19 protein-coding genes are annotated in these 15846 nt (G+C 34.0%); 13 read left to right on the forward strand and 6 right to left on the reverse strand.

Features of this window, described 5'->3' with window-relative positions:
- Positions 1-139: 139 nt before the first annotated feature.
- From SLH52_RS04970 to SLH52_RS04980, 3 genes are all read left to right on the forward strand, one after another.
- Positions 140-958: a Cof-type HAD-IIB family hydrolase gene (locus SLH52_RS04970; protein ID WP_320208186.1), complete on the forward strand. Its 819-nt coding sequence runs from the start codon at positions 140-142 to the stop codon at positions 956-958.
- A gap of 328 nt (positions 959-1286) precedes the next feature.
- A complete protein-coding gene (locus tag SLH52_RS04975; RefSeq protein ID WP_214482509.1) occupies positions 1287-1442 on the forward strand; it encodes a hypothetical protein in 156 nt (51 codons plus the stop codon).
- A 2-nt stretch (positions 1443-1444) separates the two neighbouring features.
- The gene (locus tag SLH52_RS04980) at positions 1445-1627 is read left to right on the forward strand and encodes a DUF3813 domain-containing protein (RefSeq protein ID WP_320208187.1); all 183 of its coding nucleotides are present in this window, start codon (positions 1445-1447) and stop codon (positions 1625-1627) included.
- Positions 1628-1710: 83 nt separating this feature from the next.
- On the opposite strand, the gene SLH52_RS04985 is transcribed toward SLH52_RS04980, so the two are convergent.
- Positions 1711-2547, reverse strand: coding sequence for a YitT family protein (locus tag SLH52_RS04985; protein WP_320208188.1), 837 nt, complete (start codon positions 2545-2547; stop codon positions 1711-1713).
- A gap of 308 nt (positions 2548-2855) precedes the next feature.
- Between SLH52_RS04985 and SLH52_RS04990 the strand changes: the two genes are divergently transcribed.
- Together SLH52_RS04990 and SLH52_RS04995 are read left to right on the forward strand one after the other, a co-directional pair.
- A complete protein-coding gene (locus SLH52_RS04990) occupies positions 2856-3713 on the forward strand; it encodes a DegV family protein (protein WP_320208189.1) in 858 nt (285 codons plus the stop codon).
- 168 nt (positions 3714-3881) lie between these two features.
- Positions 3882-4013: a DUF3941 domain-containing protein gene (locus tag SLH52_RS04995; protein WP_214482502.1), complete on the forward strand. Its 132-nt coding sequence runs from the start codon at positions 3882-3884 to the stop codon at positions 4011-4013.
- A gap of 291 nt (positions 4014-4304) precedes the next feature.
- Here the strand turns inward: SLH52_RS04995 and SLH52_RS05000 are convergent, their stop codons facing one another.
- Together SLH52_RS05000 and SLH52_RS05005 are read right to left on the reverse strand one after the other, a co-directional pair.
- Positions 4305-5681 (reverse strand): ammonium transporter, encoded by a 1377-nt coding sequence (locus SLH52_RS05000; protein ID WP_214482624.1) that lies wholly within the window; start codon positions 5679-5681, stop codon positions 4305-4307.
- 44 nt (positions 5682-5725) lie between these two features.
- The gene (locus tag SLH52_RS05005; protein ID WP_320208190.1) at positions 5726-6067 is read right to left on the reverse strand and encodes a P-II family nitrogen regulator; all 342 of its coding nucleotides are present in this window, start codon (positions 6065-6067) and stop codon (positions 5726-5728) included.
- 274 nt (positions 6068-6341) lie between these two features.
- On the opposite strand from SLH52_RS05005, the gene SLH52_RS05010 reads away from it, so the two are divergent.
- The gene (locus tag SLH52_RS05010) at positions 6342-7688 is read left to right on the forward strand and encodes an alpha-amylase family glycosyl hydrolase (protein WP_320208191.1); all 1347 of its coding nucleotides are present in this window, start codon (positions 6342-6344) and stop codon (positions 7686-7688) included.
- A gap of 142 nt (positions 7689-7830) precedes the next feature.
- Here the strand turns inward: SLH52_RS05010 and SLH52_RS05015 are convergent, their stop codons facing one another.
- Positions 7831-8322 (reverse strand): YajQ family cyclic di-GMP-binding protein, encoded by a 492-nt coding sequence (locus SLH52_RS05015; protein WP_320208192.1) that lies wholly within the window; start codon positions 8320-8322, stop codon positions 7831-7833.
- Positions 8323-8501: 179 nt separating this feature from the next.
- Here SLH52_RS05015 and SLH52_RS05020 point away from each other — a divergent pair, with 179 nt between their 5' ends.
- Positions 8502-9359: a S1 RNA-binding domain-containing protein gene (locus tag SLH52_RS05020; RefSeq protein WP_320208193.1), complete on the forward strand. Its 858-nt coding sequence runs from the start codon at positions 8502-8504 to the stop codon at positions 9357-9359.
- A 469-nt stretch (positions 9360-9828) separates the two neighbouring features.
- On the opposite strand, the gene asnB is transcribed toward SLH52_RS05020, so the two are convergent.
- Positions 9829-11676, reverse strand: a complete 1848-nt coding sequence (gene asnB, locus SLH52_RS05025) for an asparagine synthase (glutamine-hydrolyzing) (protein ID WP_320208194.1) — start codon at positions 11674-11676, stop codon at positions 9829-9831.
- Between the two features lie 444 nt (positions 11677-12120).
- On the opposite strand from asnB, the gene SLH52_RS05030 reads away from it, so the two are divergent.
- Complete coding sequence (locus tag SLH52_RS05030) at positions 12121-12681, forward strand: DUF2777 family protein (protein WP_320208195.1); 561 nt, start codon at positions 12121-12123, stop codon at positions 12679-12681.
- A 351-nt stretch (positions 12682-13032) separates the two neighbouring features.
- Here the strand turns inward: SLH52_RS05030 and SLH52_RS05035 are convergent, their stop codons facing one another.
- Complete coding sequence (locus SLH52_RS05035) at positions 13033-13389, reverse strand: YisL family protein (protein ID WP_320208196.1); 357 nt, start codon at positions 13387-13389, stop codon at positions 13033-13035.
- Positions 13390-13752: 363 nt separating this feature from the next.
- Here SLH52_RS05035 and SLH52_RS05040 point away from each other — a divergent pair, with 363 nt between their 5' ends.
- From SLH52_RS05040 to SLH52_RS05060, 5 genes are all read left to right on the forward strand, one after another.
- A complete protein-coding gene (locus tag SLH52_RS05040) occupies positions 13753-13905 on the forward strand; it encodes an aspartyl-phosphate phosphatase Spo0E family protein (protein WP_320208197.1) in 153 nt (50 codons plus the stop codon).
- 113 nt (positions 13906-14018) lie between these two features.
- Complete coding sequence (locus SLH52_RS05045) at positions 14019-14240, forward strand: spore germination protein (RefSeq protein ID WP_214482489.1); 222 nt, start codon at positions 14019-14021, stop codon at positions 14238-14240.
- Between the two features lie 167 nt (positions 14241-14407).
- Entirely contained in the window at positions 14408-14620 is a 213-nt protein-coding gene (locus SLH52_RS05050) for a spore germination protein GerPB (protein WP_214482488.1), read from the forward strand.
- A gap of 392 nt (positions 14621-15012) precedes the next feature.
- Positions 15013-15636, forward strand: coding sequence for a spore germination protein GerPC (gene gerPC / locus SLH52_RS05055; protein ID WP_320208198.1), 624 nt, complete (start codon positions 15013-15015; stop codon positions 15634-15636).
- Positions 15633-15839, forward strand: a complete 207-nt coding sequence (locus SLH52_RS05060; protein ID WP_320208199.1) for a spore gernimation protein GerPD — start codon at positions 15633-15635, stop codon at positions 15837-15839. Before gerPC ends, SLH52_RS05060 begins: the two co-directional genes overlap by 4 nt.
- Positions 15840-15846: the final 7 nt, after the last annotated feature.

The following is a 15846-nucleotide window of genomic DNA, read 5'->3' on the forward strand; positions in this document are numbered from 1 at the left end:
TTTCATTTTATTACAAAATAGTGGACAAATTTTTTCCATTCAAGGTACACTTAAAACAATCGATAGTTATTTTCTACTATTAAATAGTATAATAAATGGTTTATTATGTAAGATAAATTATTTTTACAAAGGAGACATTATGAGCTTTCAACAACATTTAATCGCATTAGATTTAGACGGTACTTTATTAAATGATGATAAAAAGATTTCCGCATATACGAAAGAAATGATCATGAAGGCTCAAATGGCAGGTCATATAGTTGTTATTGCAACTGGAAGACCATACAGAGCTAGTGAAATTTATTATAATGAGCTTAATTTAAAAACACCTATTGTTAATTTTAATGGTGCCTTCGTTCATCATCCAATCGATCACAATTGGGGATTATATCATACCCCACTTCATTTAAATACAGCGAAGGATATCGTTGAAGCTAGTGAGCAATATGATATTAAGAATATTTTAGCTGAAGTGATGGATGATGTTTATTTTCATTATCATGACGAAAAGTATTTAAATATCTTTAACTTTGGCAATCCAAAAATTGAAACAGGTGACTTAAAGCAAATTTTAACTCACGACCCTACGAGTATTTTAATTCATGCAGAAGAGAGCCACGTACAAGAAATTCGTTCCTATTTATCAGATGTACATGCAGAAATGATCGATCATCGCAAATGGGGAGCACCATGGCACATTATAGAGATTGTAAAAGCTGGGCTAAATAAAGCCGTTGGTTTGAAAAAAATTGCTGACTATTATCAAATTCCTCGCAGCCGTATAATAGCTTTTGGCGATGAAGACAATGATTTAGAAATGATTGATTATGCAGGATTTGGAATTGCTATGGGAAATGCAATTGATGAATTAAAGTCCCTTGCTAAAGATATTACCACTACAAACGAACAAGATGGAGTCGGTAAGGCTTTAGCTAGTATATTAAAACTTGATAACTAAATGATATTGTTAATTAATGTTCCAACTAACAATTATAACCATATAACAAAAGACAATTTTTGCATTCTTTGTTGCCTATAACCACTTACTCGAACACCTTGGCTTTTGCAAAATCTCGTATAATTAATATTTATTACAAATAACAACAAAGTTTATACCAAGGGCCTTAACCTAATCATTCATGTATATATAAACAATTGTTAGCCAAAATATAAATGATACTGACTCAATAAATCGAGTGTAGATGAAGATAAACCAAGTAACATGTTTCAATATAAATCGATTTTACTGAGTTAGTTTCTTTAGGATGATTTAAGGGGGGCTACTGATGGGTAAACGTAATAAATCCAAACGCTTCGTTCAACAAGGTGTTGACGCTGTTGAAAAACATGATGAACGGATCCCTTATCACACGACATATGCAGAGGCAGAGGAAAGACAAAAAATTTCAAATGTTAAAGAATCATCAATTGGTGGGGCATAGCGATGGGAAATCAATTGTTTCAACAAGCTCGAGAAGCAGTTCAATTAGCTGAACAGGCTGCTCAATCTGAAGATGCCGTATCAGCGGCAAAAAATGCATTGTCCTCAGCATATGCAAACTCAACGATTGCCGAAAAAAAGCAGTTAAGAGAGCTTCAAAATAGGTTAGACAATTTACAACATTAATTAATTGTTAAAATATTTATTTCGGTGTAAGGGTAGGAAATAAGCTAAAAAGTAGCTCTTGATTTCCTACCCTTTCTAATTGATTATTCTTTTCGAAATAAGCCAAAGATACCTGCTGTTTGAACAATATTAGTAAATGCATTCTCGTCGACCTTTTTGATGATTCTTTCTAAATCATACAATTCATACCTCGTGATTACGATAATCATCATTTCTTGACTTTCATTTGAAAAGCCACCCTTTGCAGGTACTGTCGTAATTCCCCTCACTAGCTTTGAGTGAATTGCCTCTTTTAGCTCATCTGCTTTTTTTGTAATGATCATCGCTGTTAGTTTTTCATGTCTAGTATGTATTGAATCAATCACTCTTGTCGCTACATATAAGGTCACTAACGTATATAGTGCGTATTCCCAACCATATAAAGAACCGGTTGTTATAATGATTACGGCATTTAATGAGAAGAAATATACACCAATAGGGCGATCATTGATTTTAGATAAAACTAGCGTGATTATATCAAGACCACCTGTAGAAGCGCCATATTTCAATGTGAAACCAATTCCTACTGCTTGAATGACTCCACCAAAAACTGCATTCAATAAAATATCTTCAGAAACATGAACGATAGGTAATATTTGAAGAAAGAATGACATCGATACGACACTTAAAAAACTATACAGGGTAAACCTTTTCCCTACTTTTTTCCAACCTAGGATCGCAACTGGCACATTTAGTAAGAACAGAAAAATACCTGTTGATATTTGAAATGGTGTGAATTGTCCAGTAATGCTCGATAGTAACTGCGAAAGACCTGCAAAGCCTCCAGCATAAATATTGGCAGGAATTAAAAAGAAATTAAGTGCTAATGCATTTAATAATGCACCTAAGATGACTATTACAAACTTTTTTACTTCATGCATAATTACTATGATTCCCCTTTATAAACTAAATTTCTACTCCCAAAACTTGAATATTCTAACGGTTCATTTTATGAAGCTGTACGTTTTATTTGTTGTTATTCTTAGTAAAATATAAACGATTAACTATATAAGTATAGTAGCTACAAATTCTAAATAAAGTGTCTTTATTAACTATTTTCACTGCTGTGATGTATTAAATTAAACATATTCTACCCAAACTTGCAATACTATAATTTCTTTTGTCATGATAAACTTATTGAGTAGGCTTAAATTTATTAATGTAGCAATTTATTTAAAGAGGTGCTTGGATGAATACAAATATTATTGCAGACAGCGGCAGTGACTTACCGCTTGATTTTTATCGGAATTCAAATGTAGATTTAGTTCCTTTATGTGTTAATGTTGATGGCACAGAATACGAAGATTTACTCTCTATCAAACCTAAGCAAGTATATGATGCGATGCGACAAGGAAAGGTAGCAAAAACATCACAAGCCAAGCCTAGCGAGCTAAGAAAACTATTCTTAAACTTAGCAAAACAGCAGAAATCATCAATTTATATCGCTTTTTCTTCTGAGCTGTCCGGCACATATCAAACAGCAATGTTAATGAGAGAGCAAGTTTTAGAAGAATACCCAAACTTTGAACTTACAATTATTGATTCAAAATGTGCTTCTTTAGGATACGGATTAATTGTAGAAAAGGCTGTAGAGCTATCAAAAACACTAGCATATCAAGATCTCATCGAAGCTATCCAGTTCCACTGTAAGCATATGGAACACATATTTACAGTTGATAACTTAGAATATTTGGCTCGCGGAGGAAGAGTTAGTAGAACCTCTGCTTTTGTAGGAGGTTTACTAAATATTAAGCCTTTATTGCATGTTGAGGATGGAAAGCTAATTCCATTAGAAAAAATTAGAGGTAACAAAAAAGTGATCAAACGTATGATTGATCTTATGAGAGAACGAGGAGTTGATTTATCAACTCAAACGATCGGTATCAGTCACGGAGATAATGAAGAGGGAGCACTATTGTTACAAGAAAAAATTAAAGATGAGTTTGGCTGCGATCAATTTTTAATCAATACAATAGGCTGTGCGATTGGAGCACATGCTGGACCAGGGACACTAGCGTTATTTTTCTTGAATGATAAGTATAGTTAATAAGCTACATACATTCTCACTAACGCGGACAAGCTAATATAGATTATAACTAAAGGCTCTTTTCCTTTCATTGTTGTTGCTATTGACTGTAACGAGAAAAAATTATCCAGTTATATCGCATACCAACAGTCAATTTGAAATCAGCCGATTTAAAAGGAGTGTCTCTTTATGCCGCATACGAGTGATAATGACAAAAAAGCAAAAGATAATAATGCACTGCACCACAAACAAAATTTACAAAAAGAACAAAACCGTAAACGTGGTGAACGCCAATATTCACAGGATACAGATCATAAATAAGCATTACAAACACTGCATTACATTTCCAAATTCCAAATAAAGAGTTATTACCCAACTCTCAGAGGCTGCCCTCTGAGGGTTTTCTGTTTAAACTAAATTAATGATAAAATTATAAAGGCTAGTAGTTATTCGTAATAATCTTCTATACAGCTAGAGGTTCGCAGTATCTTTGCTTGTCAAATTACTTAACTTGCTGTGCAAATTAAATAACAATAACATCTGTGTTTACAATATGAAAACAGCCATCACTCTATGAGTAAATGGCTGTTTTGTATGTTAGTTTTTCGTTAATCAACCAGTTGCTTTACTACTTGCTGAACCAGCTTGATTTAATCTTTCAATTAATCCAGAACCAAATTCAGGAGAAACAGGATTATGTTGATCTGATAAAATACCTTCTCGTAACTCGTAAGCTGTTGAACCATGCTCAGCAAAATCTAAACCGCCGATCTCTTCTTCACGAGATACTCTAATTGATCCAAGACGAGTCATAATGAATAGTGCAACACCTAATGTAGCAACGGTCCATACAATTACTGCTGTAATTCCTAAGGCTTGAATACCAAGTAATTGAACTCCACCACCGTAAACTAATCCTGCTTGAGTATCGAAGAAGCCAACTGCTAATGTTCCCCAAATTCCAGCAACTCCATGAACTGCGATTGCACCTACTGGATCATCAAGCTTCAACTTACGATCAATAAATTGTACTGCTTCAACTAAGATGATACCTGACACTAGTCCAATAATGATTGCACCAACTAAAGAAACGTTTGCAGTACCAGCTGTAATCCCTACTAATCCAGCTAAAGCACCATTTAAAGTTAATGAAGCATCAATTCTTTTATAGCGTAAGTTTGTGTAAAATGCAGATGCTAGAACACCGCACGACGCTGATAGTAAGGTAGTTGTTACAACATGAGGGATTAATTCTGGATCAGCTGCTAAAGTACTTCCTCCGTTAAAACCAAACCAACCAAACCATAAAATGAATACACCTAGTGCCCCTAGTGGGATATTATGACCAGGAATGACATTTACTTTACCCTCAGAGTATTTGCCAATTCTTGCACCAAGGAAGAATACTGCAACTACTGCACCAAGTGCACCTGTTAAATGAACAACTGTTGATCCTGCAAAATCAACGAAACCTAATTCAGCTAACCATCCGCCATTCCAAATCCAATGTCCAACTACAGGATAAATAAAACCAGTCATTAAAATCGTAATTAATAAATAGCTAGATAACTTAATTCTTTCTGCTACAGCTCCTGAAATAATCGTTGCACATGTTGCTGAGAAAACTGCCTGGAATAAGAAGAATCCAACGTCAGCCTCATGACCATTTAAGGCAAATCCACTAGTACCGATAAATCCACCTGCACTTGATCCGAACATAATTCCATATCCAACTAAAAAATAAAGCACTGATGCGATTGAAATCGTCAACATGTTCTTCATTAATATATTTAATGCATTTTTAGAACGTGTAAATCCACTTTCTACCATTGCGAAACCAGCATGCATAAAGAATACGAGCAACGCTGCAACCATGATCCACATCATATCCATCGATGATTGTAATGCAGTTGTGGTTGGACCTTCAGCAAAAGCAACAGACGACATGAATAAACTAATAATAAGTGTTAAAAGTGCTGTTCTTTTCATTCTTCTCAACTTAATCTCTCCCTTTCAATAGTGGTTTTATCGAATTATAGTATTGCTTGCTTTCCAGTTTCACCTGTACGAATCCTAACAGCATTTTCGATTGGTATGATAAAAATTTTCCCATCCCCTACACTGTTCGTTCGACATATCGATTGAATGATGTTAATGATTTCGTCTACCTTCTCGTTTTCAACGACCATTTCTACTTTAATTTTTGGTACTAATGTGATCTCGAATTTACTTCCCCTAAATACCCCTTTTTGACCTTTTTGCTTACCACATCCTGCAACCTCTGAAACAGTAAGTCCATTGACACCGATAGTTTCTAATTTATTGCGTAGATCCTGAAAGTGTTCAGGACGAAAGATCGCTTCAACTTTTTTCAATTTCATTTCCCCCTCTAACTCATATGTTACATAAGTTAACGTGACCTTGTTATATTATGTATCTTATTCTAAGTGAAGTTTCAGAAAAAAGCAACAACTTTTTTGAGTTTTATGTTAGAAAATATAACATGAGTTAATTTATACAAATAAAAGCATATTCTTCTGTGAAGCATATCGCTAAAATATTGACTACCTACTACTAGTGGAGATAATCTAGTAAAGGATATATTTTATGTATGCTCATTTAAAAATGAATAAAAGGAGTTTAATATTAATGAAAAAAAGGTTGCTTACTTTCCTATTTATACCATTCATCCTTATACATGGCGTATTAGTTCAAGCTGAAAATAATGAGGCTACAACTTTGGAGGATGAAACGATCTATTATGTAATAGTGGAGAAATTCTTTAATGGCGATACATCAAATGATCAAGAGGTTCCAAATGATGGTTATGGGGGTGACATACAGGGCGTTATACAAAAGCTCGAGTATATTGAAGAAATGGGTTTTAGTACTATATTATTATCACCCATTTTTAACAGCGACTTTAGTAACGATAACGAAAATCTCACTATCAAAGAATACTATGGTACGAAAGAGGATTTAATAGCGTTAGTAGACGAAGCTCATAAACGGAATATGAAGATAATTGTAGATGTTGAAACAACAATGGAAATGCCAAATAATATTGCGGAAACTTACATATCTTTGCAAGAAGAAACAGGTATTGATGGTTATCATATATTAAATATTGGCATGTACCCTAGTGATTTCTGGAAGGGTTTTATTAACGATATCAAATCAAGCAATCAAAATTTATTCTTGCTTGCAGATGAACTAACTATAGAATCTCAACTTGAAGACACGTATAACGGTATAGGTTTTGATGCAATTGTAAGTCGTTCCTATTACGAAGAAGCTTCTAGCAAATTTGTAACAATTGATCAACCACTTGATACAATTAATAATGTATTTAACGAAACAAATAACAAATCCGAAACGACAGTGAAAATGATCGATAGTCCTCAAACAGATAGATTTACAAGAAAAGCCACAGCACTGGATCAATATCCCGTTACAAGAATCAAACAAGCTTTGGTTCATTTGTATACAACCCCTGGTGCGCCTGTTGTATTATATGGAACTGAAATAGCATTAGATGGTGGTAATGGAATTCCTAATCAACTTCTAATGAATTTTCGAACTGAGAAAGAATTATATGAATATATAACTAAATTAAGTGAACTTAGAAGCACACTACCATCATTAACCTATGGAGACTTTGAAATGTTATATGAGGAAGATGGCATGCTAGTCATTAAGCGGACATATAAAGATGAAACTGCTATTGCTGTCATCAACAATACCTCTGAAACAAAGACAGTACAATTAGATACAAATATGCTTGAAGAAGGAAAAGAACTTAGAGGATTATTAGCTGGAGATTTAATTAGAAGTGAGGAGCAGGGATACAAGGTAACAATAGATCGGGAGGAAGCAGAGATTTATGTTCTTGCTGAGAAAACAGGTGTAAATTTACCATTTATGCTAATGGTCTTTGCTGTTCCGACCTTGTTTTTACTATTTTTATTTGTGAACAAAAAGGTTCATAACAAATAAGAGGATATCCTAGGCATCAGAAAGTAAAATTAGTGATTAGACAAGCGCCTCGACGCCCATTAAAAGTATCAGATGGGCTATTCTACGAGGCGCTTTGTACTGAAAAATATTCTTAAATAGCCATTTAAATGGCTATTATATTTTAACGGTAATTTATAAACTGTACATCAACGGTTAAATCAGCCTCTCGAATGGCTGCAATCACCTTTTGCAAATCATCTTTATTCTTCCCAGTAACCCTCACTTGATCATCTTGAATTTGGGTTTTAATTTTCAAACCTAGTTGTTTAATAATCGTATTTATTTTTTTAGCATTTTCTTTATCTATTCCCTGAATAAGCTTAGCTCTTTGTCTTACTGTCCCACCTGAAGCACTTTCAACTTTACTGTAGTCTAAATTTTTTATCGGAATACCCCTTTTAACCATTTTGCTCACTAAAACATCCTTTAACTGATCTAGCTTGAAATCATCGTCAGACAGTAGCACAAGATCTTCTTTTTCAAGTGAGATGTTACTTTTACTTCCTTTAAAATCATAACGGTTTTGAATTTCTTTCATAGCTATATTTATTGCATTCGTTACTTCTGAAAAATCCACTTTAGACACAATATCAAATGAGCTTTCCTTCGCCACGATAACACCTCCAAAATATCTATTGAGTTTTGTCTCTATTATAGTAAAATTAAGCAATTGGGACAACTTATGACATAATGTATATTATTGCATATCAAAATCATATACCACTTACAAAAGCTAGAAACAGGTTATAATGTAAACTATATGAGAATTTTTGTAGAAAGAAGGAAACAAAGATGAACAACGTAAAAGCAGGCAACATTGTTACTCTTGTTGTAGAGAGAGAATCAGATTTTGGATTTTTTTTATCAGATGGTGAGACAAGCATTCTTCTTCATAATAGCGAAATAACTTCTGACATTCAGTTACAACAAGAAGTAGAAGTATTTTTGTATTCTGACCATCAGGGACGAATAGCAGCCACTACAACATTACCTAGCATTACATCTGAATCGTACGGTTGGGTAAAAGTTGTAGAAGTAAAACAAAACCTCGGAGCATTTATAGATATTGGGATTAAAAAAGATATTCTCGTTTCAGGTGACGATTTACCTCTGTTGGAAAATATTTGGCCAGAAATTGGCGATCAATTGTATTGTTCATTAAAAACTGACAATCGTGGACGATTACTTGCTAAACTTGCCACAGAAGAAATCGTTGCGGAAATAATGAACACTGCTCCAAAGGAACTTTCCAATAGAAATATTAAAGGCACTATTTATCGTTCCTTAAAAGTCGGCTCATTTTTACTTACAGATGAAGGGTACCGAGGCTTTATTCATCATTCAGAGCGAAAGTCAGAACCAAGGTTAGGTGAAAGCGTTGAAGGTAGAGTCATTGCAGTTAAGGATGATGGGACAATTAATGTATCTTTATTATCTAGAAGCCACGAAAGCATGGATGATGATTCGGTAGCAATTTGTAAGTATATGGACGACCGCGGAGGAGCTATGCCTTATTCAGATAAAAGTGCACCTGAAGATATAAAACAACGATTTCACATGAGTAAAGGAGCATTTAAACGAGCATTAGGAAAATTAATGAAAGAAGATAAAGTATATCAAGAGGATGGTTGGACTTATTTTAAAAAATAAAGCTCTGTTCGTAAACTTTGTTGCTATTTTTATTAACAATGGACAATGTGATAAGTTTTATTAGAGCTTAATAATTGTAAAAGTAGAAAAGATGCCCGGTACACTAGATGGATACGTGCTTATATATTAGAACGTTTAGCAACAACTAATGGGAAAACAGCCAAAATAAACCGTCATCTGATGCGGTATATCAAACAGATCTTGCACCTATCCGAACATTAATACCAACAGGATAGGTGCTGGAGGTTTATATTGAGTTATTAGTATGATAAAGGTTTTTATCGGTCAAATACGGCACTTTACGGGTCTAATTTGGTAATTTGCGGGTCAAATCCAGCACTTTACGGGTCTAATACTATGATTTTCAGATCAAACCCATCATTTTATTGGACAATTCTGGTTTTAATCCACCTAACACTTTATTTAAGCATCAAACCCCTGTATTTTTTAAGTTTCACTACCCCTTCAGCTACTCTTTTACTTGTATACCGTATTCGTTAAACCAAACGTGGATTTGAGCTAAATATGCGAGTAACTGTGGTCCAGTCATTAATTGGCCGAACCATGGAACTCGAAATGCTTTGCCTTCGGAGTCAACAATCTCTTTTAATTTTTCTTTATTAAAAAACTCATAAAGCACAGATGATTTATCTTCTAATATATTTTCTAACCAATTTTTCACAAGTGAACTGTATAGAGGGTGGTGTGTTTTAGGATAAGGACTCTTCTTTCTATAAAGCACTTCACTTGGCAAAATCCCTTCTAATGATCTGCGTAAGATGCCTTTCTCCCTATTGCCGTACATTTTCATTTCCCAAGGGATATTCCAAACGTATTCAACAAGCCTATGATCTGCAAACGGTACACGAACTTCAAGACTAGCACCCATACTCATGCGATCTTTACGATCTAATAATGTTGTCATAAACCATATCATGTTTAAATAAAACATCTGTCTTCGATTTGCTTCAAGTGGGTTTTCACCTTCAAGCATTGGTGTTTCTTTTACAGTTTGTTCATACTTTTCTTGAACGTAGTCTTTTAATTTTAGCTTTTTATTCCACGAATCTTGCAATAGTTCAATTCTTGCATCTAAGGAACGCATCCATGGAAATCCACCATTTTGTAATATATTCGTGTTATGGAACCAAGGGTAACCGCCAAAGATTTCGTCTGCACATTCTCCAGACAACCCTACAACAAATTGTTCTTTAATTTGTTTACAAAACCATAATAATGACGAATCTATGTCTGCCATTCCAGGTAAATCTCTTACATAGACTGCTTCTGTTAAATACTTCACTAAATCCTGTTGAGAAATGACGCATCGGTGATGTTGTGTTTTAAATTCAGTCGACATTTTCTCAATCCAGGGCACATCTGAATTCGGTTGGAAATCATTTGCTTGAAAGTATTTATCATTCTCTTCATAGTCTATTGAATACGTATGCAAGTTTCCTTTTCCCTCTTGTGCATACGCTAATGAAGCAAAAGCAGTAATTGCACTAGAATCTACCCCGCCAGATAAAAATGTGCATAATGGAACATCTGACACAAGCTGCCTTGTCACAGCATCTTTGAGGAGAAAGTGTACTTTCTCAGTCGTTTCATCTAATGAATCCGTATGTGGTTTGCTTTTTACATTCCAATAACGCCACATTTTAATGCCTTGTTTCGAGAATACAAGCGCATGGCCAGGTCGTAGCTCATTAATTTTATTAAACACACCATGACCTGGAGAACGCGATGGACCAAGACCAAAAATCTCTGCTAGCCCTTCAACTCCTAGCTCTGCTTTTACAGATGGATGTGCTAAAATGGCTTTTAATTCAGACCCAAATAATATACTAAACTCATCCATCCTATAAAATAAAGGCTTTACACCTAAACGATCACGAGCAAGAAATACTTGTTCTTTCTTTGCATCCCAAACAGCAAACGCATAAATACCATTTAGATAATCAACACATCGCTCCTCCCATTCTATATAAGCAGTTAACAGCACCTCAGTGTCAGAGTGCCCTTTAAATGTATAGCCGTAGGAAGCTAATTGTTTTCTAATATCCTCAGTATTATATAGCTCTCCATTATAACAGATAGTATATGTGTTTGAATGATTGGAACGAGACATTGGTTGAATACCACCTTCAGGATCAACAACAACCAACCTTTTATGACCAAACCCAGCATGAAGCGATGTCCAAATATTCGTATCATCCGGACCTCTTTTCCTTAACGTTTCTGTCATTTTTGATAAGGTGGGATGTTCGTTTCTTAAGTCTCTGTTATAGTCAACCCAACCTGTAATTCCACACATTTCTTACCAGCTCCTCTTCATTACTAGCATGAACCATTCTTCGTATAAGCATGCTATCATTGTATGCAATTATGATGAATTGGATGAATCGTCCTACATAAATAACAACATTATACATATTTTTATTCCAGCCAATGATTCATAGTTTAAAGAGAAGGAAAGTTGTCTAAACAAGATAAAGAAAAACATGACTCGATTTTTTTCAAGGTTTTGTTTACAAAATTTGTCGCTATTATTCAATATGACAATCTCACAAATAGATTTTCTATAATTGTCATCGTTTTATAGTGAAAAATACCACAATAGCATAGTTGTATACGTGTTTATTTCTCAATGCACAACTGCCTGTTATAAAGTAACTCATCTAAAAAATACAACCCCCTCTGTATTGGTGGGGTTAAATTGAATAAAGTATGGTTAACACATAGTTGGAGGATTTTCCGCATGAACATACAGCATAGACTGCAATTAATAAAAGAACAACAAAGAGCATATATTAATGGATCAATTGAATGTATTGGTGATGAATGGATATTTTTTGATGATGAAGATGATGTAGCTTCAAATTTTGATGATATTGTTCAAGACGAGTTCGAAATTTGGTTGATGGACCGTTGGCTCAAAGGAAGCATCATTGAGTCTGGGGTTGTTGAACTATCCAAATTTACATATTTTTTACAACACGGAGATAAAGTAAGGATAAACAAGAAGCTGTTGCTTAACTATTCGGAACTATTACAATCGCTCAATGAAGAAAGCTTTATTAGATTTATCCATTGCTTAAACCAATTGTCTTTTTCTATGTATGATTGTATTTACTCGCATAATATATTAAGTTTTTTGGATATGAAAAACACAAATGCTGAAGGTGTAAACTTCCTCATCTTCGATAATTTTGAGACAATATGTAACGTACAGCATCATTTCTTTAGAGGGTCTCATTCAACTGATCGTTTTGAATATACAACAAGTAGAGGGAAACGTATACTTTCACAGCATATGTAATAAAATTAGGCTGTTTACGTATAGAATGTTGTTTTTCATACTAACAAATAAACTAGGTTTCATCTTTGCTACAATAAAACGCTGACTGTTAGTATAACGACGTTTTTATTTTCAATTTTAGGAAATATAGCAACAAAGTTTACGAAAAGAGTTTAAATTAAAAAAGCATCTATTTAAAAATATAGATGCTTTTTGTTCATTACACGTTTTAATATTATGTAATAGATTGTGCCAAAGATAAATTACAAATAAAAATGGTGACAGCCTAGTAAATCCTATTTCACCGATCTATTATTAATAAAAACCGTAATAAAGATTACGAAAAGAGCTTAAACAAAAGATCCTACCTAATTAAAAGAACTGAGAACCTTGTGGTAATTTAAACCCTAAATATAATACAACTATAAAGCTGATAATAAATAATGCCCAAGCAATGTTTGTTGATTTTTCTTTTGAAGAACGAACTAACACCATTTCCATTCCAGCAATAACAAGAATACCTAACGTAGCCTTCACATGGTAAAGCGGTGGAATTCCTGCTCCACTCGAATAAAGCATACCGCCAGTTGCGATGATAAGTAAATAGAATAGACGCAAAATCATATGGGAGATTTTTGCCCCTTTATTACTTCCCTTTTTGTACATTGAAAATGCAACGAAGAATAGAATAAGAGCTACAATCCAAGAGGTAAGATGTGCATGTATCATTTTAATTCCTTCCTTTCTTTTTTCATCTTAGTTTGTAATAGTTTTTAGACCTCGAATCTTTCTATCAGGTAGCGTATAGTCTCTTACCTGACACAGCGATGTTCAAGTATACTTGAACAAGCTCACTCCTTCAACATCATAGCATATTTTCGACCAAAATTCTAAAATAATGAATGAAGAAAATTACATGAAGTGTTATGAAAAGTAAGATTTTACATTATTTCCTTGTTCATCATATGTAGAATATTGCATTATTTTGTAAAAACAAATCTTCTTTTAGCGAACGCATTCCATTTCATGTAAAATCATGTATAATATACACATACTTAAGTCCTATCAATAAAATAAGATGGTGTGGGATAAATGATTCAGCTCATAATTGAAGAAAAAAGACAACAAATGATTGATCTTGCAGCAACATTTGGTTATACAGCAGATGAAACAGTAAAATGTAGTCAGGAATTAGATGATTTATTGAACGTAGAACAAGAAATACTAGATTCAGCTGATTTTTAACTTGGCATATGCCAAGTTTTTTTTACTTTCAAAACAAGATTATTAATTCTCCTTCACAATAAATTAGGGTCACTCATACTATGCCTATAACAGATTGTAAAAGGGTGTTTTTTATGCCTGCTATAGTTGGTGTTGTAAATGTAACTGACATTGGGTCGAGTGCAGTTTTTCATATAGGTGACGTTTATTCAATTTCACCTATAAGCACAGCGAAAACCTTTGCTGGAGCAGGTTCATTTAATACAGGCGATTATTTATATATTAACAACACACAAAGTGTAACTAATACGTATGATGCTGATGTAATTGATCAACCACTAGCTGCAAATCTGTAGAAATTGAATCTGAATGAATTCTCAAAAAGGTCGAGTTTTCGAAAAATGGTTAAGATCTTAAGGGTTTACAAATCAGGTGGGGTTGAGTCTCACCTGATTGCTCGTTGTATAGCTTAAAAAGTATATTTGCTAAATTTGTTCTACGAAAGAGAGGAGGTGTGGGAATTTTGAACTTTTATATTAACCAAAGTATTATTATTCACCAACTAAGAGTTGATGGAGTTTCAAACTCCTCTGTGTTACAAATAGGAAGTGCTGGAAGTATTAATGCATTATCAAATTTGTATAATACAGGAGCATATACAGAACCCGCCCCCGAAGCTCAACAACCTACAGGTTTTCCAGGCACAGGTCAACTTGTACCATTACAGGGACCATAAAAAATTCTTTAATTCAAAATGGGCTAATCACCTATTTTTTTTTTTCACATATGATAAATAACAAAGTGCAGACATTGAACTCTTACTTTTGAAGATTCTCCTTATCCTTCAGTTGCTTGGTTGAAGTGACCCCAAGGGGATCAATGCTGGAGTATAGATAATTAGAAAAGTGCATGCACCTTGTTTTTAGTGCATCCGCATATTTGGAGGTACTTAACAAAAAAGGCTGTTTACGCAATGATAGTTGTTATTCGAACTAGAATCTACACGTTGTATTCATCGCACCTTTTATTCAATGAAACAGAAAAGTTGCATAAACCGCTTTGACGTAACAATAATAGCAACAGAGTTTAACAAAATCATGTGAATACCCTAAAGAAAGGAAGGTTTGAATGTATTTTCAAGATGAATTCTACCAGTATATGCGCCAACTTCATTCATTTGTGGAATCTCAAAATGAAAAGATTAAACAAATGGAGTCAACCATAGATCAATTGCAAAATGAAGTGGAAGAGCTAAAAAACGAAAAACACACGACGATTGATAAGATTGAATACAAATTTGATCAATTAAAGGTTGAAACTCTTTCGGGAACATTAAATATTGGCTTAAACCCACAAGATACTAATGCAATTGAAGATTTTGCAGTAACTCAAGATCAATTCCAAGTTCCACCAATCGAACAACTTCCTGAAGGTTTTTCACAACAAGTATTTAATGATGTACATTCGTTTTTAGATCGGAATAGCGTTGACTTAATTAAAAAGATTGAAAAACAGCAAGATTTTGCTCTTGACGACTCATATCGACAATTCATGATTGAAGATGTAAAGAAACAAATTAACCCTCGGATAAATTATTACATCAATAAACTTACACCTGCCGATATACAAAATCCAGCCCAAGCAAAAAGAAGTATGGAAAGGATCGTTTCATATGTTAAAAAAGATATAGAAAACTCATTTCTCGCTTTCATTCAACATTTTCCAAGAAACATAGGAGGAGAAGATAAATGAATTTTACTGTAACAAACCGGAATTTATGTGTAGGAGACATTAGAATGATTGGTGTATCTAGTTCTTCAGTTTTTTTAGTCGGCGACACACATTCAATAACTTTATCATCTATATTTGATACCCCGCCAGAATCTTTAATAATCGGCGCAGTTGCACCATTTGTTCCATTTGTTCCTACAGCGCCACCTTCAACTGCACTTTGAGGATAAC

The sequence above is a fragment of the Cytobacillus sp. IB215665 genome, assembly GCF_033963835.1.
Taxonomy (GTDB): Bacteria; Bacillota; Bacilli; order Bacillales; family SM2101; genus Nanhaiella.